The 24857-nt window shown below is 61.3% G+C and carries 22 protein-coding genes; 13 read left to right on the top strand and 9 right to left on the bottom strand.

Features of this window, described 5'->3' with window-relative positions; translation table 11 throughout:
* Window positions 1–35 precede the first annotated feature (35 nt).
* Entirely contained in the window at window positions 36–1691 is a 1656-nt protein-coding gene (locus QNI81_RS12940; RefSeq protein WP_283966752.1) for an ABC transporter substrate-binding protein, read from the bottom strand.
* 354 nt (window positions 1692–2045) lie between these two features.
* Here QNI81_RS12940 and QNI81_RS12945 point away from each other — a divergent pair, with 354 nt between their 5' ends.
* The gene (locus QNI81_RS12945) at window positions 2046–5327 is read left to right on the top strand and encodes a hybrid sensor histidine kinase/response regulator (RefSeq protein ID WP_283966753.1); all 3282 of its coding nucleotides are present in this window, start codon (window positions 2046–2048) and stop codon (window positions 5325–5327) included.
* A gap of 3 nt (window positions 5328–5330) precedes the next feature.
* Here the strand turns inward: QNI81_RS12945 and QNI81_RS12950 are convergent, their stop codons facing one another.
* On the bottom strand, window positions 5331–6236 hold the full coding sequence (locus QNI81_RS12950) for a MurR/RpiR family transcriptional regulator (RefSeq protein ID WP_283966754.1): 906 nt from the start codon (window positions 6234–6236) through the stop codon (window positions 5331–5333).
* Window positions 6237–6411: 175 nt separating this feature from the next.
* Here QNI81_RS12950 and QNI81_RS12955 point away from each other — a divergent pair, with 175 nt between their 5' ends.
* The 7 genes from QNI81_RS12955 to QNI81_RS12985 all read left to right on the top strand — a co-directional run bounded on the left by QNI81_RS12955 (window position 6412) and on the right by QNI81_RS12985 (window position 13234).
* The gene (locus QNI81_RS12955; protein ID WP_065325328.1) at window positions 6412–6933 is read left to right on the top strand and encodes a TRAP transporter small permease; all 522 of its coding nucleotides are present in this window, start codon (window positions 6412–6414) and stop codon (window positions 6931–6933) included.
* Window positions 6930–8216, top strand: a complete 1287-nt coding sequence (locus QNI81_RS12960) for a TRAP transporter large permease (RefSeq protein ID WP_239318424.1) — start codon at window positions 6930–6932, stop codon at window positions 8214–8216. The genes QNI81_RS12955 and QNI81_RS12960 overlap by 4 nt, the downstream gene beginning before the upstream one ends.
* 50 nt (window positions 8217–8266) lie before the next feature.
* On the top strand, window positions 8267–9310 hold the full coding sequence (locus QNI81_RS12965; RefSeq protein ID WP_283966755.1) for a TRAP transporter substrate-binding protein: 1044 nt from the start codon (window positions 8267–8269) through the stop codon (window positions 9308–9310).
* Between the two features lie 63 nt (window positions 9311–9373).
* The gene (locus QNI81_RS12970; RefSeq protein WP_283966756.1) at window positions 9374–10840 is read left to right on the top strand and encodes a M81 family metallopeptidase; all 1467 of its coding nucleotides are present in this window, start codon (window positions 9374–9376) and stop codon (window positions 10838–10840) included.
* Complete coding sequence (locus tag QNI81_RS12975) at window positions 10840–11895, top strand: D-TA family PLP-dependent enzyme (protein ID WP_283966757.1); 1056 nt, start codon at window positions 10840–10842, stop codon at window positions 11893–11895. Before QNI81_RS12970 ends, QNI81_RS12975 begins: the two co-directional genes overlap by 1 nt.
* Complete coding sequence (locus QNI81_RS12980) at window positions 11892–12818, top strand: sugar kinase (RefSeq protein ID WP_283966758.1); 927 nt, start codon at window positions 11892–11894, stop codon at window positions 12816–12818. The genes QNI81_RS12975 and QNI81_RS12980 overlap by 4 nt, the downstream gene beginning before the upstream one ends.
* Window positions 12819–12844: 26 nt before the next feature.
* Complete coding sequence (locus tag QNI81_RS12985; RefSeq protein ID WP_005637293.1) at window positions 12845–13234, top strand: RidA family protein; 390 nt, start codon at window positions 12845–12847, stop codon at window positions 13232–13234.
* Between the two features lie 86 nt (window positions 13235–13320).
* Here QNI81_RS12985 and QNI81_RS12990 read toward each other — a convergent pair whose 3' ends face one another.
* The 3 genes from QNI81_RS12990 to gpmI are packed head-to-tail and all read right to left on the bottom strand — an operon-like array spanning window position 13321 to window position 17328.
* Entirely contained in the window at window positions 13321–14658 is a 1338-nt protein-coding gene (locus QNI81_RS12990) for a S41 family peptidase (RefSeq protein WP_005637296.1), read from the bottom strand.
* 7 nt (window positions 14659–14665) lie between these two features.
* A complete protein-coding gene (locus QNI81_RS12995) occupies window positions 14666–15811 on the bottom strand; it encodes a murein hydrolase activator EnvC family protein (protein WP_009177659.1) in 1146 nt (381 codons plus the stop codon).
* Complete coding sequence (gpmI, locus tag QNI81_RS13000; protein WP_283966759.1) at window positions 15808–17328, bottom strand: 2,3-bisphosphoglycerate-independent phosphoglycerate mutase; 1521 nt, start codon at window positions 17326–17328, stop codon at window positions 15808–15810. The genes QNI81_RS12995 and gpmI overlap by 4 nt, the downstream gene beginning before the upstream one ends.
* A gap of 225 nt (window positions 17329–17553) precedes the next feature.
* On the opposite strand from gpmI, the gene QNI81_RS13005 reads away from it, so the two are divergent.
* Window positions 17554–18015, top strand: a complete 462-nt coding sequence (locus QNI81_RS13005) for a DUF1203 domain-containing protein (protein ID WP_283966760.1) — start codon at window positions 17554–17556, stop codon at window positions 18013–18015.
* Window positions 18016–18020: 5 nt separating this feature from the next.
* Here the strand turns inward: QNI81_RS13005 and QNI81_RS13010 are convergent, their stop codons facing one another.
* The 3 genes from QNI81_RS13010 to QNI81_RS13020 all read right to left on the bottom strand — a co-directional run bounded on the left by QNI81_RS13010 (window position 18021) and on the right by QNI81_RS13020 (window position 20166).
* Window positions 18021–18644 (bottom strand): LysE family translocator, encoded by a 624-nt coding sequence (locus tag QNI81_RS13010; RefSeq protein WP_283966761.1) that lies wholly within the window; start codon window positions 18642–18644, stop codon window positions 18021–18023.
* A 122-nt stretch (window positions 18645–18766) separates the two neighbouring features.
* Entirely contained in the window at window positions 18767–19237 is a 471-nt protein-coding gene (locus tag QNI81_RS13015; RefSeq protein ID WP_283966762.1) for a GNAT family N-acetyltransferase, read from the bottom strand.
* Complete coding sequence (locus QNI81_RS13020) at window positions 19237–20166, bottom strand: ABC transporter ATP-binding protein (RefSeq protein ID WP_046002069.1); 930 nt, start codon at window positions 20164–20166, stop codon at window positions 19237–19239. Before QNI81_RS13020 ends, QNI81_RS13015 begins: the two co-directional genes overlap by 1 nt.
* A 70-nt stretch (window positions 20167–20236) precedes the next feature.
* On the opposite strand from QNI81_RS13020, the gene QNI81_RS13025 reads away from it, so the two are divergent.
* Together QNI81_RS13025 and QNI81_RS13030 are read left to right on the top strand one after the other, a co-directional pair.
* Window positions 20237–20419 carry a zinc-finger domain-containing protein gene (locus QNI81_RS13025; RefSeq protein ID WP_005679955.1) on the top strand — a complete coding sequence of 61 codons (183 nt, stop codon included), beginning with the start codon at window positions 20237–20239 and terminating at the stop codon, window positions 20417–20419.
* A 53-nt stretch (window positions 20420–20472) separates the two neighbouring features.
* On the top strand, window positions 20473–20958 hold the full coding sequence (locus QNI81_RS13030; RefSeq protein ID WP_283966763.1) for a flavodoxin family protein: 486 nt from the start codon (window positions 20473–20475) through the stop codon (window positions 20956–20958).
* A 65-nt stretch (window positions 20959–21023) separates the two neighbouring features.
* Here the strand turns inward: QNI81_RS13030 and QNI81_RS13035 are convergent, their stop codons facing one another.
* Window positions 21024–21557, bottom strand: coding sequence for a hypothetical protein (locus tag QNI81_RS13035; RefSeq protein ID WP_283966764.1), 534 nt, complete (start codon window positions 21555–21557; stop codon window positions 21024–21026).
* Between the two features lie 30 nt (window positions 21558–21587).
* Between QNI81_RS13035 and polA the strand changes: the two genes are divergently transcribed.
* On the top strand, window positions 21588–24395 hold the full coding sequence (polA, locus tag QNI81_RS13040) for a DNA polymerase I (protein WP_283966765.1): 2808 nt from the start codon (window positions 21588–21590) through the stop codon (window positions 24393–24395).
* A 91-nt stretch (window positions 24396–24486) separates the two neighbouring features.
* Window positions 24487–24750, top strand: coding sequence for a hypothetical protein (locus QNI81_RS13045; protein WP_283966766.1), 264 nt, complete (start codon window positions 24487–24489; stop codon window positions 24748–24750).
* The last annotated feature ends 107 nt before the right edge of the window (window positions 24751–24857 follow it).

The raw sequence follows: 24857 nt of genomic DNA on the forward strand, positions 1-24857 counted from the left end.
TCATCAGATGAGCGGTCCCGAAGGTCGGGGAGGAATTATTCGACCGGGCGCAGGTTCAGGAGGTGGATCAGACGGGCCGGATTGGTCTTGTGGACCACCGGGTTGGCCACCGGGTTGTCGGCATTAAAGAAGCCTTCAAAACGCTTGGTGTTGTACTGATACCAACGCGGATTGTTGAACACATAGGCCAGCGGCATGTCTTCACCGACGATTTTTTGCACATCGGCGATGATCGCCATTTGCTTGTCGGTATCGCTGGTCTGGGTGAAGGCATCCAGCAGGCCGCTCAGCTCTTTATTGTAGTAGCGTGAGGCGGCAAAGCGCGATTTGGCCTGATTAATCTCATGCAGCGAGTCCAGATACTGGTTGAAGGGGGTCGCACCGACACGAACGGAATTGATCGCCATGTCGTAGTCGCCCTTGATCAGCTTTTCGGTCCAGATCGCAGACTCGGGGGTTGAGACATTGGCCTTGATGCCGGCTGCATTCAGACCTTCAACCGCAATTTGGCTGCTGTTGACCCAGTCAGTCCAGCCATTGGGCACGATGACCTCAAGATCGATCTGCTCACCGCTTGGGGTCTCCACAAAGCCGTCGCCATCGACATCCTTGAACCCGGCTTCGGCCAGCTGCGCCTTGGCCCCGTCGATATCGTATTGGGTGAACGCGCCGAACTTGTCGTCCACCTCGGGGTTGTTCCACGCGTGATAGGCGCGACCCAGTCCGGACGGATACTGGTTGATCGTCGGATAGCCGTAGCCTGCGATTTCCACCATCGCCTCGCGGTCAAACGCCATCGACACCGCGCGGCGGAAGGCAACATCGTTGATCGCTTCTTTGTCGCCGGCCTCTTTGGCCTCAAAGTTCATGTAGAACGCAACCAGAGAACCTGCGGGCAGCCAGTAGCTGTGATGTTCCGGGTCCTTGGCAACATAGGTGTTCTCGATATCAGGAAGGAAAGACCCCATCCAGTCCAGCTCGCCATTGGCGGCGGCTGCCAGCGCCTGATCGTTGTTGGCGATCTGCGGGAAACGCATGCAGTCGACCTTGAGGCTCTCAGCGTCCCAATAATTGTCATTGCGGCACTGGATGTATTCCTGCGGCGTAAAGCGGCGGATTTCCGTCAGCGGGCCAGAACCAACCGGATCAGGGTTGGTAAAGGTGACGGGGTCTGCAACTTCGCTCCAGATGTGTTCCGGCACGATCGGCACGCGCACGATCTGATACATCGCCTGACTGGAAGGGGTGGAGAGGTTGAATTGAACCGTCATCTCGTCGATTTTTTCGACGCCAGAGAGCATCTGCGCCATGCCCACGCTATCGAGCGCCGGATCGCTCAGCGCCAGATCGAAGGATTTGACCACGTCATCGGCGGTGAACGCCTCGCCATCGGACCACTGGACGCCGTCGCGCAGGGTCACGGTGATGGTGCTGAGATCCTCGGAATAGTCAAATGCCGTCGCCAGTCGGTAAATCGGCTTGCCGCCATCCAGCGCGTTGAAAATAATCAGCGGCTCGTACATGAAGTGCATGACCGAGGGCGCGGCGGTGGTCTGGTTGAACGGGTTGAAGTTCTCCACCCATGCGGTGACCTGTTCCGGCAGCGCACTCAGCACGGTTTCCTCTGCCTGAGCAGCGGTAGTCCAGAGCGCAACCGATGCCAGCAGCCCGGCGGTAGCAGTGAATTTCATTTTCTATCTCCCTGTGATGACGGGTTTGCCCCGCCTCGTGTTCATCCGCCTGATGCCGCCTTGCGACAGGTGGCCCATGTTACAATCCATGGTAGCATTCAGTCTCCTCACCAAACGCCGGGGATGTCCCACAATGAAGTCCGCGCTGCGCCTCCAATGGTACCCGAAAAATCGGAAATTTCGTCAAAACGCCGCGCGCGCCGTTTTGACGTATCGTAATAATTTAAACATTCCAATTTGTTAGAGATATTATTCTCGGGTCGGCATTTATTGTGAATACCGCCTGTGCTCTTGCTTCAATTATGGCTAGGCCGCAGGATCACGCATAACACAACCAGAAAAACCGGAGCCACCGTGCCGCTACAGGGAATCCGCGCGCGCCTGCTGTTTACCTTTCTTCTTGCGTCGGTTCTGCCGCTGGCGCTGGGCGGTATGGTGTTCTATCGGCTGGTCAATCAGACCATCGCTACCGAGACCTTTCAGAAGGTTGCCTTTGTGCGCGATGCCAAGGCCAGCGAAATCACGCAGTATATGACCTATGCCCGCAGGCAGGCCGAAAACCTCGCCCAGTCTGCCAATGTGCGCTACTCCGTGGGGGAGTTTTATGGCTTTAGCCATGCGCTGCGGCAGATGGACGGCACCCCCGAGGAAGCTGGCGCCAAGCTGCGCAATATTTTCGATATTGATGGCCCTGCAGCGCCCCCGTCCGGTATTGGCAGCGAGGATCGGCTGCTGCGCGAGGCGCTGGAGTATTCCAATACCCATCGCCGCTTTCACGCGGGGTTTCTCGACTTTTTGAACGAAGCAGAATTCGACAATCTCTATCTCGCGGATCGTCACGGTCAGGTGGTCTATTCGGTGCACAAGGACCGCTACCTTGGGCGCATGCTGGATCCGGGCACTGTTGGTTTGGGGCAAGCCTATAGCCGCGCGGTGAGCCAGCCGGGCTATGATCCGGTGTTTCAGGACTACGCATTGGATGCGGTCACCGGGGATCTCGTGGCCTATCTGGCGGTGCCGGTGCGCCTGCATGGCAGCAACAAGGGCGCGATGATCCTGCGCATGCCGCCCAACAGCCTGCAACGGCTGATGATCGAGAGCGAAACCGCCCTGACGGTGTTGTCGTCGCAAGGGACGGTCATTGCCTCCAGTGGCGGGCCCACGCCCGGTGATATGCCGGATGCGATGTCCGGGGCGGATGGGGTCGCCCTGCTGGAGGCGGGTCTCTCGGGTGATCCATCCCTGTCGGCCTGGCGGGTGCTGGACCCGCCCTTTCCCGAATGGACGGTCGTCGCCGAGGCGGACAGTGACACGGCATTTGCCACCAGCCGCCAGTTGCGCAACGCGCTGTTCCTGATCGGGGCGGTGGCTGTTGCGGGTCTAGCGGTATTGTCCTTCCTGTTTTCCAACGCATTGACCCGCCCGGTCCGGCGCATCTCTGAGGCCGCCAGCGCGGTCGCCACCGGCAGTCTGAACGAAGCACTACCGGAATACGACCACCCGGTGGAATACGCGCGTCTCTCGCGCGCCGTGAACCAGATGCGGCGCGCCTTGCGCGATCAGCTCGACATGATCCGCGATAAGAACGCCGAGCTTCAGGAAAACCTGCGCCAGATCGGCGAAAAGAACGCCAAGCTCGAAGAAGCGGACCGGATGAAGGACCGCTTCCTTGCCAATACCTCGCACGAATTGCGCACGCCGTTGAACGGGATCATAGGCATTCTGGAAACGCTGGAAGGCGGCGCCATGGGCGACATGCTGCCCGCACAGGCGAGCCAGCTGCGTCTGATTACTTTCAGCGCGCGGCGCTTGTCGCGTTTGGTGGATGATCTTCTGGACATTTACCGCATTCGTGAGGGCCGCATGCGGCTGGATTTGCAGCCCGTGGATGTCGCCCATGCGCTGCGCAACGTGCTGCAGTTGTTGCAGCCGACATTTCAGGTGGATCCGGCCAAATTCCACCTCAACCTGCCCGAGGATCTGCCCGCCGTCACTGCCGACCCGGTACGGTTTGAGCAGATCCTGTTCAACCTGCTTTCAAATGCGGTGAAATATGGCGGCGGCAGCGAGGTACTTATCACCGCAGAACAGCGTGCCTCGGGGCAGATGGCACTTGCGATCCGCGATCATGGCCCCGGGATTGCTGCCGATAGTATGGAGCGGATCTTTCACCCGCTGGAACAGCTGATGCCCGAAGGGTCAGGTCAGGCCACAGGCACCGGTCTGGGGCTAACGATTGCGCGCCATCTGGCGGATCTGATGTCGGGCAGCATCGAGGTCTCAAGCACCCCCGGCGAGGGATCGGAATTCCGGGTGCTCTTGCCGCAATCCGACCTTCCGGCGATTGCGCCGCTTGAGGAATGGCTGCCCACGCAACTTGCCCCGGCCCCGATGATGCAGTCCGAGACAGGCAACACCAGCCCGGCCGCACCGGATGGGTCGCCGATGATCCTCGCCGTGGATGATGAACCGATCAACCTGCAAGTGCTGCAAAATGTGCTGCAACCGCAAGGCTACCGTGTCACCACCGCGCGCAACGGGACAGAAGCGCTGCGCAATGTTGCGCAGGATCGGCCTGATCTGATCGTGCTGGATGTGATGATGGCGGGTCTCAGCGGGCTTGATGTGGCGCGGGATCTGCGCCGCCGTCATGGGTTGCATGAACTGCCGATCATTCTGCTCACCGCGCGCGGGCGCACCAGCGATATGCTTGCGGGGTTTGAGGCAGGCGCCAATGATTATGTGGTGAAACCCTTTGTCAAAGACGAGCTTTTGAGCCGCATTCGAACCCTTCTTGAGGCCAGCCGCGCCCGCAGCCGGGCCGAGGAAAACCGCGAACTGAAAGAGGAAATCGAGCGTCGTATCCAGATCGAGGACGCCCTGCGCCTGTCGCAGCGCCGGATGACACAATTGCTCGACACGCTGGAGGACGGGCTGATCTGCATCAATGCCCGTGGTGTGGTCACTTACGTCAATGACGCCGCGCAACAGGTTCTCGATCAGCGCGTGACGGTGAACCGCAGTCGACTGAAGGAGCTTCTGCCCCCGGAGGTTCTGGCCCCGCTGGAACAAACAGAAGTCGAGGACGAGCCGATCCACATGGAAATCACCCTGCGTGGGACCTCGCATCAGGTCAGCCTGTTTGCCATGCTCCCCGAAGCGGGCGGTGGGCGTGCAGTGCTGTTCACACAGGCGCAAACCCCACGCGCGCAATTCGTGCACTCTCTTCGTGATGTGGTCGACACGTCGCTGCCTTCCTTGATTACAGAAGATACCACCGAAGACGCCAGCGCCGCGCCCGGTGACAGCTACCGCGAAACCATCGTGGCGCTGATGTCGGACTCGCTGGAGATCTGGAGCGCCGCGACCGGCAAGGGCAAGATCGACTTTGCCGAGACCAGTGGCATCTGGCGCGTGAACCTCGACAAGACATCATTGCAGACCCGCACGCTCGATAAATACCTGCTGATCGAGACCCTGCCCGACAACCCGCGCTGGCGGGACGTGCTGAAAACCGTGAGCTTTGTGCTCTCGCTCAAGGAACGCGACACCGTGGACGACGCCCTCGCCCAGCGCTTTGATGCGGTGGAAACCCGGCTGGAGGAGTTCCGCGCCTTGATCGCCCAGCGCGGCTGAGGCTTAGTCGCCCAGGGGCTGCGGCCCCGTGCGCCCGTGATAGGCGGTGAGAGAGGCCCGGATGCGGCGCAGGTTCTCGGTTGTGGCCTCGCTGCGCGCCTGCGCCACGGACATCGCCAGCGCATCCACGATCACCAGATGCGCATAGCGCGAGGCGGTGGGTTTCAGGATGTCCGGATCTTCGGGCAGGTCGGCCTCGATTGCGATGGTCGCTTCCTGCGCCAACCGGCTGCCGGGGCGCGTGATGGCCACGACCGTTGCGCCGTAGCCGCCGGCGATCCCCGCCGCGCTGACGATTTCATCCGCCGCGCCGCTGGTGGAGACCAACAGCAGCACATCGCCCGCGCCCAAGGTCGCCGCGCGCATCTGCAACAGATAGCTGTCGGAAACCGCAACTGCCGGAATTCCAAGCCGGAACATCCGGTTGGCCGCCTCCTGCGCCACCATGGTTGATCCGCCGCCGACCCCGGCGACCACGATCTGCCCGGCCTCCGTCAACGCCTGCACCGCCGCATCCATTCGTTCGGGGACGATCTGCTGACGCATCACATTCACGGTCGCGTAAAGCGCGCCCAACACCTGATCAACCGCGCCCGCGCCCCCCTCGGACACGTCCCGGTGACTGGGCGCGAGGTATTGCAGGCTAACCGCGAGGTTCTGTGCCAGGCGCAATTTGAACTCTCGAAACCCGTCACAGCCCATGCTCCGGCAAAAGCGCACAACCGTGGGCGTGCTGACCCCAACCGCCCCCGCAAGTTCGGCGATGGTCATGCCGGAAATCTCCTCAAGATGTGCCGACACGAAGTCTGCAACCTTCTGCTCACGCGCGGCAAAGGTGCCGTTCAACTGGCGCAGATTGGAGATCAGATCCACTGCGCCCTGTGCGGGGCCGTTGTCAGGTGTCGGCATCTGTCTCTCCGGTCATTTAATCAGGCGATTCTGTACCTAAGATACATTTTTAGGTCAAATCACCATCGAATTCTTCCTTTATACATCCATATTTGTAGCTAAGTAACAAAAATTACTTGACGGAACCCACGATACCTCCTGAATATGTACCTAAATTACAAAACAGGGAGTCGTCATGATCGGGGATTTTGCAGGTCGGCTGAGCCACCAGATCAATCGCGGGACCGAGGTTATCCTTGCCGCGCTGATGGTGGCTCTGGTGCTCGACGTCTGGATCGGCGTTGTGGATCGCTACTTCTTTCACTGGCAATTGCCATGGCCCGAAGTACTGGCGCGCTACCTGATGATCTGGGCTGCGATGCTGGCGGTCTCTTCGGGGATTGCGCGGCGCGAACATATCGGGCTGACGGCGGTCTTGCTGAACCTGCCCGCTCCGCTGCGCCGCGCCATGCTGATCGCCATCGACCTGATGACATTCGCCCTGTTTTTCTACGTGCTGTGGTTCGGCATCGGTTTTGCTGAAAGCGGTGCCAAGCGGCAGGCAATGATCCTCGGCGCAACGTTGCAGCCCTTCTACGCCGCAATCCCCGCCGCCGCCGCGCTGGCCTGCGTGCAGGTGGTGCTGGTGATGGTCCGCGATGCCGGACGACAGCTTGATCTGCCCGAAACCGATAGCGAAGAAGGAGCAGGCGCATGATCGTTGGCATCTGTTTTGTCGTCCTGCTTGCCGTCGGCATGCCCATCGGCTTTGCCATCGGGCTTGCGGGTGTCATTGGTATCTTCAGCATGGGCGGAGGCACCACGTTCCTCGCCATTGGCCCCAGCAAGATCTTCAACGGGCTCAATATTTTTCCCTTCCTCGCCATGCCGTTCTTCATTCTGGCGGGTGAGATCATGAACAGCACCGGAATCACCGGACGGTTGGTGAAGCTGGCGGAGGTGCTGGTGGGGCGCTTTCGCGGTGGCCTCGCCCATACCAATATGCTGGCCTCGGTGTTCTTTGCCGGGCTTACCGGGTCTGCCACCGCCGACGCCGCAGCCTTTGGACGCACGTTGGTGCCCGCCATGGTTAAACAGGGGTACAAACGCGATTACGCCTGCGCGGTCACGGCTGCGGGATCAATTATCGGACCGACCATTCCGCCATCGGGGCTGATGGTGGTCTATGGCTCCTTGATGGGGGTCTCCATCGGTGGGCTGTTTGCAGCAGGGCTGCTGCCGGGATTGGTGATCTGTGCCGTCTGCATGGGCGTGATTGCCATTGGCGGCAAACGTGAGAACCTGCCCAAGGCCGACCGCGGTGCCACATTGGGAGAGGTCTGGCGCACGTTCCTCTCGTCGATCACTGCACTCCTGATGCCGATCATCATCCTTGGTGGCATCCTTGGCGGGATCGTCACACCGACCGAGGCGGCCTCTATCGCTGTGGCCTATGCGCTGTTCATCGGTTTCTTCGTCTACCGCACACTGACCTTTCCCGACCTCTACGCAATGTTGGTGCGCACCGCGCGCATCACCGGTGTGATCTTTGTCATCATCGCCTTTGCCGGGATTCTGGGCTGGTGGATGAGCTTCGAGCGCATCCCGCAGGCCATTGCGGGCAGCGTGTTGGGTCTGTCGGAGAACCCTTATGCGGTGATCGCCATCATCATCTGCATCCTGCTGGTGGTCGGCATGGTGATGGATATCACCGCGATCCTGATCATCCTCGGCCCGGTGCTTGTGCCCCTCACCGAACAGATCGGACTGGAGCCGATCCACGCGGGCATCATCTTTGTGCTGGCGCTCAATATCTCTCTGATGACGCCGCCGGTAGGGGCCTGCCTCTTCGTGCTGTCCTCGGTCACGGGCGAGAAGCTGGAGCGGATCTCGGTCAAGCTCGCCCCCTTCCTGATCGCCGAAGTGATCATCCTCTTCCTATTCGCATTCTGGGAGGACGCGGCCCTGATGCTGCCGCGTGCGCTCGGATTTGCCCCCTGATCGGGGCCACCAAACCAACCATCAAAAAAACCAACAGTGAGGAAATCAAAATGAAAACAGTCCTGAAAACTGCTGTCGTTGGCGCGATTGCGGCCCTGACCGCCAGCTCCGCCATGGCCGGTGGCACCATCCGCTTTGGCCATGACAATAAAACCGACCCGTTTGAAAACCCCGCACATGCCTGCACGGCTGTGTTCCAGAACATCGTCACCGCCGACACCAATGGCAGCGTCACGGTTGAGGTCTTTGGCTCCAACCAGCTTGGCACCGCCGCAGAGCATGTCCAGCAGGTGCGCGATGGCGTCATTCAGGCGACACTCACCTCCACCGGCGCACTGGCGAGCTATTACCCGCGTATCGACGTGCTGAACCTGCCATTTGCATTCGCCAGCAACGCATCGACCTACTCGGTCTTTGACGGCGAATTTGGCGAGGCACTGGCGGCAGATATCGAGGCGGAACTGGGTGACGTTGTGGTGCTGGGCTTCCCGGATACGGGCGGGTTCTTTGCCGTCACCAACTCGCAGCGCCAGATCGCAAACCTTGAGGATTTCGACGGTATCCGCATCCGCACCATGACCCTGCCGAGCCATCAGAAGATCGTGCAGGCGCTGGGGGCGGAGGCCTATCCGCTCAGCTGGGGTGAGGTCTATTCCGGTCTGCAAACCGGCGTGATCGACGGTCAGATGAACCCGGTGCCGATCATCTCTTTTGCGAATTTCGCCGAGGTGCAAAAGCACATGACGCTCACCAACCACCTGTTCTCGCCCTACACCTTCATGATCAACAAGGCCTTCTACGATGATCTGACCGAGGCAGAGCAGAACACCCTGCACACCGCCGCCGAAAGCTGCGTCACCGCCAGCCGGGGTCTGTCGCGCATCATCGAGGCCTCGGATCGTGGTCTGGCGGGTCTGATGGACAAGATCGAAGTGACCGCCCTCTCCGCCGAGCAGCGCGCCGCGATGGCCGGTGCCACCCAGCCCGCGTTTGAGGCCCATGTGGCCGAGAACCTCGACGCCAAGGCGGGCGAGTTGCTGACGCTCTTCAAATCCGAAGTCGGGAAGGCCAACGACGCCTCTTACCTCGACTAACGGTCCCCGACCGGGGCGTGAGCGCGCTCGCGCCCCGGAACCTCAATTTCAAGGATTTGCCTCATGCGCGTCTTCTGCGCTTCTCTTGCCACCGAAACCAATACCTTTTCGCCGCTGCGCACGGATTTTTCCGACTTTGCGCAGAGCTTTTACGCCCCTCCGGGCGAACACCCGGACACTCCGACGCTGTGTTCCGCCGTGTTCCCGGCCTTGCGGCGGCGCGCAAAAGAAGAAGGGTTCACCCTGATCGAAGGCACCGCCACATGGGCGGAACCCGGCGGGCTGGTGAGTGCGGCAACCTGGGAGCATCTGCGCGATGAGGTACTGAGCCAACTGAAGGCCGCCCTGCCGGTGGACGCGGTGATACTGGGCCTGCATGGCGCGATGATTGCGGATGGCTGCGTCGACTGCGAGGGCGAATTGATCGCCTCCGCCCGCGCGCTGGCGGGACCGGAGGCCAAGATCGGCGTGAGCTTTGACCCCCACAGCCATCTGAGCGCCAAACGGGTCGACAACGCCGACATCATCACCGTGTTCAAGGAATTCCCACATACCGATTTTGTCGAGGCGGGCGAGGCTTGTGTGGATCTGACCCTGCGCGCCGTGCGCGGTGAGATTGCGCCCGAAATATCAGTCTTTGACGTGCGCATGATGGATGTTCTGCCAACCAGCATTCAGCCGATGCGCGGGTTCGTGGATAAAATCATGGGGCTGGAAGCGCGCGGCGAGATCCTCTCCGGCTCTGTCATTCACGGGTTCATGGCCGGCGACAGCCCCGACCTTGGTGCCAAGATCGTCGTGATCACCGATGGCGATGCCGCCAAAGGGGAACGCCTGTCCCGTGACCTCGGGATGGAGCTGTTTGGCTTTCGTGGTCGTACGAAACCCGATTTCCTACCGGCGGCCGAGGCCCTGCGGCGTGCAGATACCAGCACCAAGACCCCCGTTGTGGTCGCGGACGTCTGGGACAATCCGGGCGGCGGTGTTGCAGGCGATTCCACGATTTTGCTGCGCGAGGTGCTGACCCAACAGCTGGATGGCGTGGCCTTTGGCACCATTTGGGACCCGATGGCGGTGCGCCTGTGTTTCGCCGCCGGCGAGGGCGCGACGCTGGATTTACGCTTTGGCGGCAAGACCTCTGCCCATGCGGGCGCACCGGTGGACGCGCGGGTCACGGTGATACGGCTTCAACGTGATGCGGTGCAGAGCTTTGGCACCTCGGTGGTGCCGCTTGGCGATTGCGCGGTGATCCGGATCGGGGATCTGGACCTTGTGTTGAACACCAACCGCAGCCAGACGTTCTCACCCGATCTCTTCACAAATCTCGGCATTGATCTCGCCGAAAAACGCATCGTGGTGGTGAAATCCACCAACCACTTTCACGGGGCCTTTGCGCCGGTGGCCGGAGAGATCCTCTACGCTGCCGTTGATGGCCCCTATCCAAACGACCCGGCACGCACCGACTACACCCGTCTGACCCGTGCGATCTGGCCGCGTGTTGAAACGCCGCATGCTGAGGAGACCGCCTGATGACCTTGCCCATCGACACCCCCGCTGTCCTCGTCGATCTGAACATCGCAGAGGCCAATGTCCGCGCTTTTCAGGACTATTGCGATACTCACGGACTGCAGCTTCGTCCGCATATCAAAACCCACAAACTGCCGCGTCTGGCAGAATATCAGATCGAACAGGGGGCCATCGGCATCACCTGTCAGAAAATCACCGAAGCCGAGGCCATGATCGCGGGTGGCGATATGCGTGATATTCTGATCACCTATAATATCCTCGGTCATGACAAGGTCGCACGGCTGCGCGCCCTGTCGGAACAGGTGCGCCTGTCGGTCGTGGCGGATAACGCCGCTGTTGTCGAAGGGCTGAGTGCAGGGTTTGCGGATGCAAAAACCCCGCTCCCGGTGCTGGTCGAGTGCAATACCGGCGCAGATCGCTGCGGTGTGGAAACTCCGGCAGAGGCGCTGGAGCTGGCGTCGGCGATCAATGCCGCCCCCGGTCTGCGCTTTGCAGGGCTGATGACCTACCCGCCGACGGGAGATGCGACGCAGGTCACCACATGGCTCGCCGAGGCCAAGGATTTAATTGAAGCCACGGACCTGACAGTCGACGTGATTTCCTCTGGCGGATCACCCGATATGTGGCGCGCCCACCATATGCCGCTCGCCACCGAATACCGGATCGGGACCTATATCTACAACGACCGTTCCTTGGTGACGCGTGGCACCTGCGACTGGGACGATTGCGCCCTGACGGTTCTGGCGACGGTGGTTTCCACCCCGTCAAAGACCCGTGCAATCATAGACGCAGGGTCCAAAGTTCTGACCTCGGATTTGCTTGGTCTCGATGGCTTTGGCCACGTTCTGGGGCACCCCGATCTGAAAATTGATCAACTGAGTGAAGAGCATGGCCGGATCACCTCGGATCAGCCAACCGGGCTTCGGGTTGGCGACCAACTCCGGATCGTGCCCAATCATGCCTGCGTGGTGTCGAATATGCTCGACCATGTCACGCTGATGCGCGGCGATGAGATCATCGGCACCGAACCCGTTGCGGCGCGGGGGCAAGTCTGGTGAGCAGTCCTCAGATCCTATGCCTTGGCGAGCCACTGGTGGAGTTCAACCAGACGCCAGACGGTTCCTTTGCGATGGGCTTTGGCGGTGATGTGTCAAACGTCGCCATCGCCGCTGCCCGACAGGGCACGCGCGCAGGAATGATCACCCGTGTCGGCGATGACCCTTTTGGGGCCGCACTTGGCGATCTGTGGTGTGACGAGGGCGTCTCGACCGCGCATGTCACCCGCGCCACCGGAGAAGAGACCGGCATCTATTTCGTGACCCATGATGCGGATGGTCATCACTTTACCTATCGGCGCAAAGGATCAGCCGCATCTCGCCTCGCCCCGGCGGATCTGCCGCGCGCAGCCTTGCCGAACTGCCCAATCTTTTACGCCTCGGGCATTAGCCTTGCTGTGTCTCCCAGCATGCATGACGCCGTGACCGAGGCCGCAGCACTCACGCGCGCCGCAGGCGGCATGTTTGCCTTTGATCCGAACCTGCGCCTTGCGCTCTGGTCGCTGGACGCGGCCCGTGAGACCACACATCGCTGCATGGCGACCTGTGACATTGCCCTGCCGGGTCTGGACGACGCACGACAATTGACGGGCCTGAACACGGCTGAAGACATTGCCAGGTTCTATCACGACCTCGGCCCGCGCATCGTGGCTTTGACACTGGGGGCTGAGGGCGTGCTGATCTCTGTCGATGGCGCGCAACGCAGGCTGTCCGGGCACTGCGTCGCGGCCAAAGACGCCACCGGCGCAGGCGACTGTTTCAACGGCGCCTTCCTCGCGCGCCTTCTCGCAACCGACGATCCATTCGTCGCAGCCGAGCACGCCAATATGGCGGCCGCGCTGTCGACCACCGGTTTTGGGGCCGTGACACCAATCCCGACCCTTTCCCAAACCCGCAACGCCCTTGAACAGGCGGTGCGGGGCTAAACTCCCAAACTATCAGGAGACTCCTCATGACAATTGAACGTATCGGCGCAGAGCGCACTGGCGCAGGCGGGCAGAACCTGCCGTTTTCCCCGGCCACCCGCGCTGGCGATTTTGTCTTTATTTCCGGTCAGGTCGCGATGAATGAACGGGGCGAGATTGAGCCCGGCGGTATCGAGGCACAGACCAAGCGCACCATGGAGAACGTGATCGCGGTGCTGGCGCAGGCGGGTTGCACGCTGGATGATGTGGCCAAGGTCAATGTCTGGCTTGATGATCCGCGTGATTTCTGGACCTTCAACCGGGTCTACGCGAGCTATTTCCCCAATGGCGCCCCGGCACGCTCGACGGTGCGTTCGCAGTTGATGGTCGATGCCAAGATCGAAATCGATGTGACGGCGTATAAACCTCTGGGTTAAGGCATCGTTTGAAAAGCCACCCCGGAAAACACAAACGGGCCGCCCGATGGGGCGGCCCGTTTTTTATCCATATGCGCGGTCAGGCGTTATTCTTTTGGCCCCAGCGCGGACAGGCCTTTGAGGATATCGATGGCATAGGCCAGCTGATAGTCCTGCTCGCGCAGTTCTGCGGCTTTCTCGGCTTTTTCGCGATCCGCTTCGATCTGGCGGACCTCATCCTCCGACAGGCTGTCGTTGTTCAAACGACCACGCAACTCTGCCTCGGAGCGCGGACCAAAGGCGCTGCTGGCGGGCTCGTCTTCTTCTGCCTCAGGGCGGCGGCGCGGTTGTGCCACGACGATATCGGGGCTGACGCCAAGTGCCTGAATGGACCGGCCAGACGGGGTGTAGTAACGCGCGGTTGTCAGGCGCATAGCACCGTCGCTGCGCAGTGGCATTACGGTCTGCACCGATCCTTTACCAAAGGATTTCGTACCAACAACAATCGCCCGGCGATGGTCTTGCAAGGCACCCGCAACGATTTCCGATGCAGAGGCGGAACCGCCGTTGATCAACACCACAATCGGTTTACCGCCAATCAGATCGCCCGGCGTTGCGTTAAATCGCTCGCCATCTTCGGGGTTGCGGCCACGAGTGGAGACGATCTCGCCGCTTTCGAGGAAGCTGTCGGCCACACTGATGGCCTGTGTGAGCAAACCGCCCGGATTGTTGCGCAGGTCGAGCACGATCCCGTTCACATTGTCCATACCGCCCAGCGCCTCAACCTGTTCTTGCAGGTTGGATTCAAGGTTCGGCGTGGTTTGTTCATTAAAGGTGGTAACGCGCAGCACCACGGAATCACCCTGAGTGCGGCCCCGCACGGCGGTGAGCTTGATGGTGTCTCGGATGATGGAAACGTCAAAGGGCTCGTCTTCGCCTTCGCGCACCACGGTGATGATAATCTCCGACCCCACCGGGCCGCGCATCAGTTCGACTGCTTCATCCAGCCCCAGACCTAGCAGGCTCTCACCATCCACATGGGTGATAAAGTCACCTGCCTCGACACCGGCCTCATCGGCGGGCGTGCCATCCATCGGAGAGACGACTTTGACAAACCCGTCTTCCTGCGTGACCTCAATGCCCAGACCGCCGAACTCACCTCGGGTCTGCACCCGCATCTTGGTGGCATCCTCGGGCGACAGATAGCTGGAGTGCGGATCAAGAGATTGCAGCATGCCGCCAATTGCGGCTTCGATCAGCTCTTTTTCATCGACCTCTTCGACATATTGCGCACGGATGCGTTCAAAGATGTCACCAAACAGATCGAGCTGTTCATAGACGGTTGCCTTGTTGCTCTCTTGTGCCAGCAGCGGTGCTGCCACATAAGTTGTCGCCACAAAGCCCGCAAGCGTCCCGCCCAGAGCCGCCATCGCAAATTTCTTCATCTCTTGCCTATCCACCTTGCCCTGTCCGAAACCACGTCTCTGGGTCCACGGGACTGTTTTCCATTCTGACTTCTATATAGAGCGTTTCCGAGCGGCCAGTTCCACCCCCTTCACCGCTAAGTGACAAAATCGCGCTGCTCGCTGCCGCATCCCCGCCCATCAGGCCAACTGGCGTACCTTCAGGGATCACTTGCCCGGCTTCTCCAAAGACGTCGGCAAGGCCCGATAGGATAAAGAGCGTGTTGGGTTGGGGCTCCAGAATCACCACATTGCCAAGATCCAGAAGCGGGCCGAGGTATCGGATTGTCGCCGCTGTCGGTGTGGTGACAAGCGCGCGGGGGCGAGTCGCTACGAGAATGCCCGCACGCGCGACACCCGCCGCATCCTTATCCCCGTAGCCGCGCAGCAAAAGCCCCTCGACCGGGAAAGGCAGATCGCCGCGCAGATCGGTGATATCCGCATCATCAGCCTCGACCCCGTTGGCCTCTGCGATGAGCGCCAGCCCATCGGCAAAACCGGTCAGAGTCTCGGTTGAAGAGATCAGGATCGCAGTCTGAACTGGATCTTCGGTAAATCGCTTGGGCAGATCTTGGCGATCCGCAATCGCGGTCGACAGTGCCGCACGCGCATCCTGTACGCCGCGCAAACCATCCTCAAGCTGCTGCGCAGCGCTCTGTTGTAACAGCCGCAGGTCCCGCACCTCTTGCAGGTCATTGCGCAACGCATCGGCGCGCGCCTGCAGTCCCGGTGTCACCTCGGCAAGCATCATCGCAGACCGCGCGGCCCCCAGTGGACCGGAGGGATGTAGCATCAGCACTGGCGGCGTTGAGGTCTCAATCGTGGTGATCACACCCAATAGATCTGCCACCTCATCCTCGCGTGCCTTGAGCTGGGTCGTGAGCTGGGTTTCGCGCCGCGCCACACGGCGCAGCCCCTCCCGCATCGCCTGAAGCCCGTCTTCATAGGCGCGCACGGTTTCCGTCAGCGCCTTGACCCGGTCATTGGCGCTTTTGGCGGCATCCAGCCGTTCTGACGCGGCCTCGAGCGCCGCCGCTGCAGCCGTGGCTGCTTCGCCAGGGTTCTGGGTTGCCGCTTGCGCAGGGATCGCGGCCAGAAGGCCCAGCGCCAGCATCATCACGCGCAATGGCATCATACGAGCAGGCTTTCCCCGGTCATCTCCGCAGGTTGCTCCAGCCCCATCAAGGCCAGAAGCGTCGGCGCAAGATCGGCCAAACGCCCATCCTTCAGCGTTGCCCCCTCTGGCCCACCAACAAGCGCCACCGGCACAAGATTGGTGGTATGCGCCGTATGCGCGCCGCCTGTTTCCGGGTCGACCATCATCTCGCAATTGCCGTGGTCGGCGGTGACGATCATCGCCCCGCCCGCGTCCCTAAGGGCCGCGACAACCGCGCCAAGGCCCTGATCCACCGCCTCACAGGCCTTGATGGCCGCATCAAGGTCCCCTGTGTGGCCAACCATGTCGGGGTTGGCGTAATTGGTGACAATGAGGTCATAGCCCGCCTTGATCGCCTCGACGAATTTCGCGGTGACCTCGGGCGCGGACATCTCGGGCTGCAAATCATAGGTCGCCACCTTGGGCGATTTGGGCATGAAGCGGTCCTCGCCCTCCTCGGGTACCTCCTTGCCACCGTTGAGGAAGAAGGTCACATGGGGGTATTTCTCGGTCTCCGCCAGACGGAACTGACGCTTGCCCTGTTTGGCCACCCATTCGCCCAACGTGTTGACGATGGCCTTTTTCGGATATGCGGTGGTCATATAGGCGTTGTGGCCTTGGGAATATTCCACCATGCCCAGCAGCCCGGCGAGCGCGGGCCGGGGGCCGGTGTCGAACTCTGCAAACTCCGGCTCGCCAATGGCGCGCAGGATTTCCCGTGCCCGATCCGCCCGGAAGTTGAGGCAGAAAAAACCGTCGCTGTCCTGAATGCCATTGAATCCATCAATCACCGTGGCCTTGACGAATTCATCCAGCTCTTCACGCCCATAGGCGGCCTCAACCGCCTCTTTGGCAGTGGCGGCGGTGAACTGACCTTCCCCTTTCACCATCGCAGCATAGGCCTGAGAAACCCGCTCCCAGCGATTGTCGCGGTCCATGGCGAAGTAGCGCCCGGTGACGGTGGCGATTTGCGCCCCTGCGGCCATACCGGCCTCAAGCTGATCCAGATAGCCCAGCGCCGATTTCGGCGCTACGTCCCGCCCGTCGGTAACCGCATGCAGCCAGACCGGCACGCCCGCATCGCGGATCGTCTTAATCGCGGCCAGGATATGGGTCACATGGCCATGCACGCCGCCATCCGAGACCAGCCCCATCAGATGCGCCGCCCCCCCGGTTTCCTTCAGTTTGGCGATAAAGGCCTGAAGCGCAGCATTGTTGTAAAATGATCCGTCCTCGATCGCGAGGTCGATCTGGCCGAGGTCCATCGCCACCACCCGGCCCGCGCCAATATTGGTATGGCCCACCTCAGAATTGCCCATCTGACCGCTGGGCAGACCTACATCGGGGCCATGGGTGATTAGCCGCGCGGTGGGGCAGCTTGCCATGATCGCATCCAGCGTTGGCGTCTTTGCAAGATAGGGCGCATTGGCTGGGCCCGGCTCAGCACTGCCCCAGCCATCGAGGATGCAAAGAACAACGGGTTTGGGTGCGGTCATGGCGCGTCTCCGGTCAACGAGTGCGGTGTTTCGCCTCGGGTTCTACAGACTGTCGCGCGGTTGGGAAACCGGGGAGTGCGCAATCCGCGCGAATGTGACCTCCGCCGGTGCGTTTTTGCGCATGTCTCTCCGCATCACAGGGGGCGAAGGCGCAAGATCCGGGTCGCGGCGGCAATGCAGGGGTTGCTAGCCATAGCGGACAGATCAACAACAGGACGATCCCCCATGCCCCAGATCATCGCCATGCCCACCGAAACCGTGCGCGCCTATCAGGCCGGCCAGCCCGACGCCCATGGCCAGCTGCCGGAACGCGCCACCTCTGACGGCGGCGGCAACCCATGTCGCCATTGCCTGACCTATATCCCTGAGGGGGCCGAGATGCTGATCCTCGCACATCGCCCCTTTCCCACAACACAGCCCTATGCAGAAACCGGGCCGATCTTCCTCTGTGCCGACACCTGCACCCGGCACGAGGGCCCGGAGATGCCCGAGGTCTTCACCCGTTCCCCCGACTATCTGATCAAGGGATATGGGGAAGACGACCGCATCGTTTACGGCACCGGGATCGTGATCGGCAAGGACCAGATGATGGCGCAGGCCGAAGAGATCTTCGCCGACCCGCGCGTGCACTACATCCACATCCGATCCGCGCGCAACAACTGCTATCAGGCAAGGATCGAGCGCTGACGCCCTTAGCGCACGGCAACGAGGCTAAGGCCACTGGCGACGAAAACCCCGCCCGTGGCCTTATGCAGCCGTGACATCGCTCGGCGAGACAGTTTCAATTCGCGCACCCAAGCGCCAAGCCCGCAGTAAAACGCCGCCACACCAAATGACCCCAATCCGACCACTGTGACCATTGTGGCAAGCTGTCCAAGTCCTGTGCCTTCAGGTGACAGGAACTGCGGAAACAACGCTGTGAAAAATATGATGGCCTTGGGATTGCTCGCCGCCACGGTGAAGCCGCTGATAAACAGGCGGGCAGAACTCATGGTGGCTGGTCCCATCGCCTCTGCCATATCGACCCGCCGCGCAGCGCTGCGCCACATCTGGATACCGGCCCAGATCAGATAGGCAGCGCCCAGGTATTTCACCACCAGAAACAGGCTCGCGGACCCGGCAAGCACCACCCCCAGCCCGGCAGAGGCTGCAATCGCCTGCAAGATCGACGCCGCTGCATTGCCCAGCGCGGTCCAGATCGACCGCAGCCAACCGCTCGCTGCACCATGGGCAAATGCGATCAGCGTGCTTGGACCCGGAATGAGAGAGACCCCGACAACCGCAGCTGCAAACAGGACGATCTGATGCAAATCCATTCCCAAAATCCCTCTCAGCCAAATACCGAACGCCCAACACAGCTGTGCCGCGCACCCGATCATTTCAGCGACCTTAAGCGGCGCGATCGCCCGGAGCGAGCGTTAATTGCGCCCTTATGAACCTAGGTCAGCGCCTTGGTCATTGCGTAATTGTGGATTATTACACCGCGCCGTTCAAACTCGCGGCGCCCGACCTCGGCAAAGCCTTGGCGCAGAAAGAACCGCCGCGCCGCCTCGCTGGCCTCGACATAAAGCGACGCAAGACCAAGATTGCGCGCCTCCCCCTCCAGCCGGGCATAGAGGTCGGCGCCGATGCCCGTGCCAGCCACCTCGGGGGCAAGGTAGAAACAGTCGATGTGGCCGTCGGCCTCCAGCTCGATAAAGCCTTGCGCCACGTCGTTTGCGTCCGCCGCGACCCAGATAAGGCGGCCGTCCTGCGCGCGCTCCCGCACCCGGTCGACCGGGGCCGGTTCCGGGCTCCATGCGGCGCATTGCTCGGGGGTGTAATCCCGCGCCCCGACCTGATGCACGGCGGTGTGAAAGATCCGCGCCCAGTCGGCGGCATCGCGGGGTTCAAACGGGCGGATCAGCATCAGCGGGACTTTGTCAGTGCGAGGAAGACATCTTCGAGGTCGGCCTCTTCGGTTTTGACGTCCCGAATGGAAATCCCGGCTGCGCGCACCGCCTCCAGCACCGCCTCGGCAGAGGTTTCGTTGCTGTGATAGCGCAGCACGACGGCACCGTCACCGCGCAGTTCTGCCTCGATCCCCGGCCCTTGTGGCAGGGTCGTGACAGGGGCGGCGGGCTGCACCACCATCGCGCGCGCATCAAGGCGGCCCAGCAGGTTTGCAGTCGAATCCCGCGCCACCACTTCGCCCTGATTGATGATGGCGATCTCGTCGCACATCTCCTGCGCTTCCTCCAGATAATGGGTGGTGAGGATGATGGTCATGCCCTGCGCGTTCAGCTTGCGGACGTTCTCCCACAGCATCTGGCGCAACTCAATGTCGACACCGGCGGTGGGCTCGTCCAGCACCAAGATATTGGGGCGATGCACCAGCGCCTTGCCCAGCAGAAGCCTGCGCCGCATGCCACCCGAAAGGGTGCGGGCATAGGCCTCGGCCTTGTCCTCCAGCCCGATCAGTTTCAGGATGCCGTCACTGTCGCGCTCGGCTTTTGGCACGCCATACAGGCCCGCCTGCACCTCCAGCGCACCGCGTGGGGTAAAGAACGGGTCGAGGTTCAGCTCCTGCGGCATCACCCCGATCGAGGCCCGGCTCTGACGCGGGTTTTCATCCTGATCGAAGCCCCAGATCGTCACTTTGCCACTGGTCTTCAGCACCAGCCCGGCAAGGATATTGATCAGTGTCGACTTGCCCGCGCCATTCGGCCCCAAGAGGCCAAACACCGATCCACGCGGCACGGTGAGGTCGATCCCTTTTAATGCATGTTTCTCCGGCTGACCTTTGCGCCCTTTGTAAGTTTTGCGCAAAGCTTCAATGCGGATTGCCTCGTCAGTCATCGCGGCTCTTGCCCCCGGTATTTCCATGGCTCATAAAGCCCCTAACGCATTAGCCAGAGGATCGCCAGCGATGACCATAGAAGCGCCGGAAACCAAGATCGTAGACAGCTACCGTGTCGCCTGCGACGGCAGCGAGGGCGCGCTCGGTCATCCGCGCGTCTATCTTCAGATCCCCGAAGACAGTGGGTTTGTCGAATGCCCCTATTGCGACTGCAAATACATCCACCGGGATTTTGAAGGCAAAGTTGCCTGAGCCAGGCTTGACCGCGCTTTTGATCCGCGCCCGGGTTCGCTAGTCTGCCGGATATGGCAGAGCTGTTGATCATATATCATTCCCGCACCGGCGGCAGCCGGCAGATGGCCGAGGCCGCTTATGAGAGCGCTTCGGACGAAGAGTCCGCGCGTCTGGTCCGCGCCGAGGAGGCCGGGCCGGAGGATTTGCTGGCGGCAAGCGGCTATCTGTTCTGCGCGCCGGAAAACCTCGCCGCGCTGTCTGGTACGATGAAGGAATTCTTTGATCGCTGCTACTATCCCGTGCTGGGGCAGATCGAGGCGCGCCCCTATGCACAGATGATCTGTGCCGGATCAGATGGCGAGAACGCCGCGCGGCAATTGGCACGGATCGCGCAAGGCTGGCGGCTGAAGGCGGTGCAAGAACCGCTGATTATCTGCACCCACGCACAGACTCCGGAGGCGATTCTGGCCGACAAGGTCATCCCCGAGGCAGAATTGCAGATGTGCCGCGACTTAGGTCAGGCCATGGCAGCAGGCCTTGTGATGGGAATGTTCTAAATCTGTCGAACTGCCATATGGGCCAATATCCTACCTGCAGGCCACCGCGACACATGCGTGCAACATCACAGTGCGGATCGGCGCTCTTTCAGGCCATTCAAAGCATCACATAGCTGATCAAAATGGCCCCCTGCCAATCGCAGCCGCTGAATGAGGTCCCAACCGCCCCAGACCTGAAACGCCTCGGACGCATTGAATTCACCTCTCCCCCAAATTGTGCCGGGCTTCGCGCGATCATAGGAAAAACTTGCGTTCCCATAGCTGCCGTCCTCGCAGATAAATTGAGCAGAACCGCTGGCATCTGATGTACTTAAAATCTCCCATTTTCCGCGGCACGCCACGCCATCTTGGGTCTTTCCCTCGATATTGCCCGACAACCAACCGAGCGTCGCCCCATGGATGCTTTGCCCATTGTCGAAACAGGCCAAAAGCGGTGTACAGTGGTCGCCCTGACCCGGGTTCGAGATGCAACCAGACAAGAAAGCTTCCGCTTCGGAACTTGAGGCTTCGCGTTGGCAGGATGTAATCAAGAGACCGCTCAGGCTGAGCAGAGTGATTGCAGTGACGCGACGGATCGGAGATAAGGCGGATAAGAACATCTGGGAAACAATCGGTTGGGGTCAAACACCATGAGCACTAGCAATTTTGGCAAAGGCTGTCACCTCCACCTGATTGATGGCTCCGCCTTCATCTTTCGCGCCTACCACGCGCTGCCACCGCTGACGCGCAAATCCGACGGGCTGCCGATCGGTGCGGTCGCGGGGTTTTGCAACATGCTGTTCAAACAGGTCGAGGACAACAAGGGCCCCGATGCGCCCACCCATGTTGCTGTGATCTTCGACCATTCTGGCAAGTCGTTCCGCAATGACATGTACGATCTCTACAAGGCCAACCGCCCCCCCGCGCCCGAAGATCTGGTGCCGCAGTTCCCGCTGACGCGCGAGGCCACCCGCGCCTTCAACATCGCCTGCAAGGAGATCGAAGGCTTCGAAGCCGATGACATTATCGCCACATTGGCCTGTCAGGCGCGCGAAGCGGGTGGGCGCGTCACCATCATCTCGTCCGACAAGGACCTGATGCAGCTGGTCGGCGACGGGGTCGAGATGCTTGACGCGATGAAGAACAAGCGCATCGACAGCGATGGCGTGCGCGAGAAATTCGGCGTCGGCCCCGACCGGGTGGTGGATGTGCAGGCGCTTGCGGGCGACTCGGTCGACAACGTGCCCGGCGCGCCCGGCATCGGCATCAAGACCGCCGCGCTGCTGATCAACGAGTTCGGCTCGCTGGAGGATCTGCTGGACCGCGCCGAAGAAATCAAACAGCCCAAGCGCCGCCAGACTCTGGTTGAAAAACGCGAACAGATCGAAATGTCCAAACGCCTCGTGCAGCTGGACTGCGACATGGAGCTGGACTTCACCCTTGACGATCTGGAAGTGCGCGACCCGGACGCCGAAACGCTCCTCGGTTTCCTCGCCGAGATGGAATTCCGCACCCTGTCCAAGCGGATGGCCGACCAGCTGGGCCGCGAGGCCCCGACCATCCCCGAAGCGCCCTCCGCCGCGGCCGCCGCGCTGGAGCTGCCCGAGGCGCCGGGCTTTGACAGTGCCGAATATACCACCGTGCGCGACGCCGAGACCCTGCAACAGTGGATCGACCTCATTCGCGAACACGGCTATGTCGCGGTGGATACCGAGACCACCGGCCTTGACGAGATGATCGCCGATCTGGTCGGCATCTGCCTCTGCGTGTTGCCCGGGCAGGCCTGCTATGTGCCGCTCACGCATAAGGCGGGCAATTCCGACGATCTGTTTGGCTCTGACGATCTGGCCGAGGGGCAGATGCCGCTGGAGACGGCGCTGGAGATGCTGAAACCGGTGCTGGAGGATGACGCCATCCTCAAGATCGGCCAAAACATGAAATACGACGCCAAGATCTTTGCCCGCAACGGCATCGACGTCGTCCCCATCGACGACACCATGCTGTTGTCCTACGCGCTGCATGGCGGCATGCACGGGCATGGCATGGACACGCTGTCGGAACGCTACCTCGATCACCAACCGATCCCGATCAAATCGCTGCTGGGCAGCGGCAAATCCGCGATCACCTTTGACCGGGTGTCGATTGAGGACGCCACGCCCTATGCGGCCGAGGATGCCGACATCACCCTGCGCCTGTGGCAGCAGTTCAAACCGCAATTGCACCAGAAACAGGTGACCACGGTCTACGAGACGCTGGAACGCCCGCTGGTGCCGGTGCTGGCGCAGATGGAGCAGAACGGCATCAAGGTGGACCGCGACACGCTGAGCCGGATGTCGAACGCGTTTTCGCAAAAGATGGCAGCACTTGAGGCCGAGATCCACGAGCTTGCGGGCGAAAGCTTCAATGTTGGCTCGCCCAAACAGCTGGGCGAGATCCTCTTTGACAAGCTGTCCCTACCGGGCGGTAAGAAAGGCAAGACCGGGGCCTATGCCACCGGCGCCGACATCCTGGAGGATCTGGCAACCGAGCACGAGCTGCCCGCCCGTGTGCTGGACTGGCGGCAGCTGTCGAAACTGAAATCCACCTATACCGACGCCTTGCAGGAACATATCCACCCGGAAACGGGCCGGGTGCATACCTCGTATTTGCAGACCGGGGCGAACACCGGGCGTCTGGCCTCGAGCGATCCCAACCTGCAGAACATCCCCGTGCGCAGCGAAGAAGGCCGCCGCATCCGCGAGGCCTTTGTCGCCGAAGAGGGCAATGTGCTCCTGTCGCTCGACTACAGTCAGATTGAGCTGCGCATTCTAGCCCATGTGGCGGGAATCGACGCGCTGAAACAGGCCTTTGCCGATGGTCACGACATTCACGCCATGACCGCCTCCGAGGTCTTTGACGTACCGCTGGCGGAAATGACTCCGGAGATCCGCCGCAAGGCCAAGGCGATCAATTTCGGGGTGATCTACGGCATCTCGGGCTTTGGCCTGGCGCGCAACCTGCGCATCCCGCGCGGCGAGGCGCAGGGCTTCATCGACCGCTATTTCGAGCGCTTCCCCGGCATTCGTCAGTATATGGACGACACGGTGAATTTCGCCAAGGAGCACGGCTATGTGCAGACGCTGTTTGGCCGCAAGATCCACACGCCGGAGATCGCCGCCAAGGGGCCGCGGGCAAGCTTTGCCAAACGGGCAGCGATCAACGCGCCGATTCAGGGCACCGCCGCCGATGTGATCCGCCGCGCCATGGTACGGATGCCGGATGCGATTGCGCATCTGCCGGCTCGTATGCTGTTGCAGGTACACGATGAATTGCTATTTGAAGTTCCGGAGGATCACGTGGACGCAACCATTTCGGTCGCCCGCGAGATCATGGAAGGCGCTGCCGATCCGGCGGTGCATATGGACGTGAAACTGGTGGTGGACGCCGGTCGCGGCCAGAACTGGGCCGAGGCGCATTAACGCGCGCCCTGGCTGGTATTTGACAAAGCCCTTCCCGGCGGGCGCCCGACGTGGCCGCCGGTTTTTGACCAAACCAATTGGACGACCCGTTTTGAAACCGATCATCTTCACCGCACTGCTGGCGGCGCTGACCGCCTGTGCCCATCACATCGACCCGCAGGTCACCGCCTATAACGGCGACAGCGTCACCATTGCTACCAAACAGAAATTCAAACGCCACTGGGCGCTGAAAGTGGCCCGGGAGGAGGCCGACCGCGTCTGTCGCGCCGGTCAGGGCAAGCGCGCCGAACATGCCTCGACCGAAACCGACCGCGCCCGTGGCCGCAATCTGGATCTGTTTCTCTGCTTGCAGTGACCGGTCGCGCCAATATGCGCTGCGCCGCGCCAGCGGCGCCGGGCCCAACGCCCGCAGATCATCTGCGATAATCGCACGGGGGGCGGGAGCTTCCCCGCCACAAAAGA

Origin of the sequence: Tritonibacter sp. AK171 (assembly GCF_030127025.1) — a bacterium.
Lineage (GTDB): Bacteria > Pseudomonadota > Alphaproteobacteria > Rhodobacterales > Rhodobacteraceae > Epibacterium > Epibacterium mobile.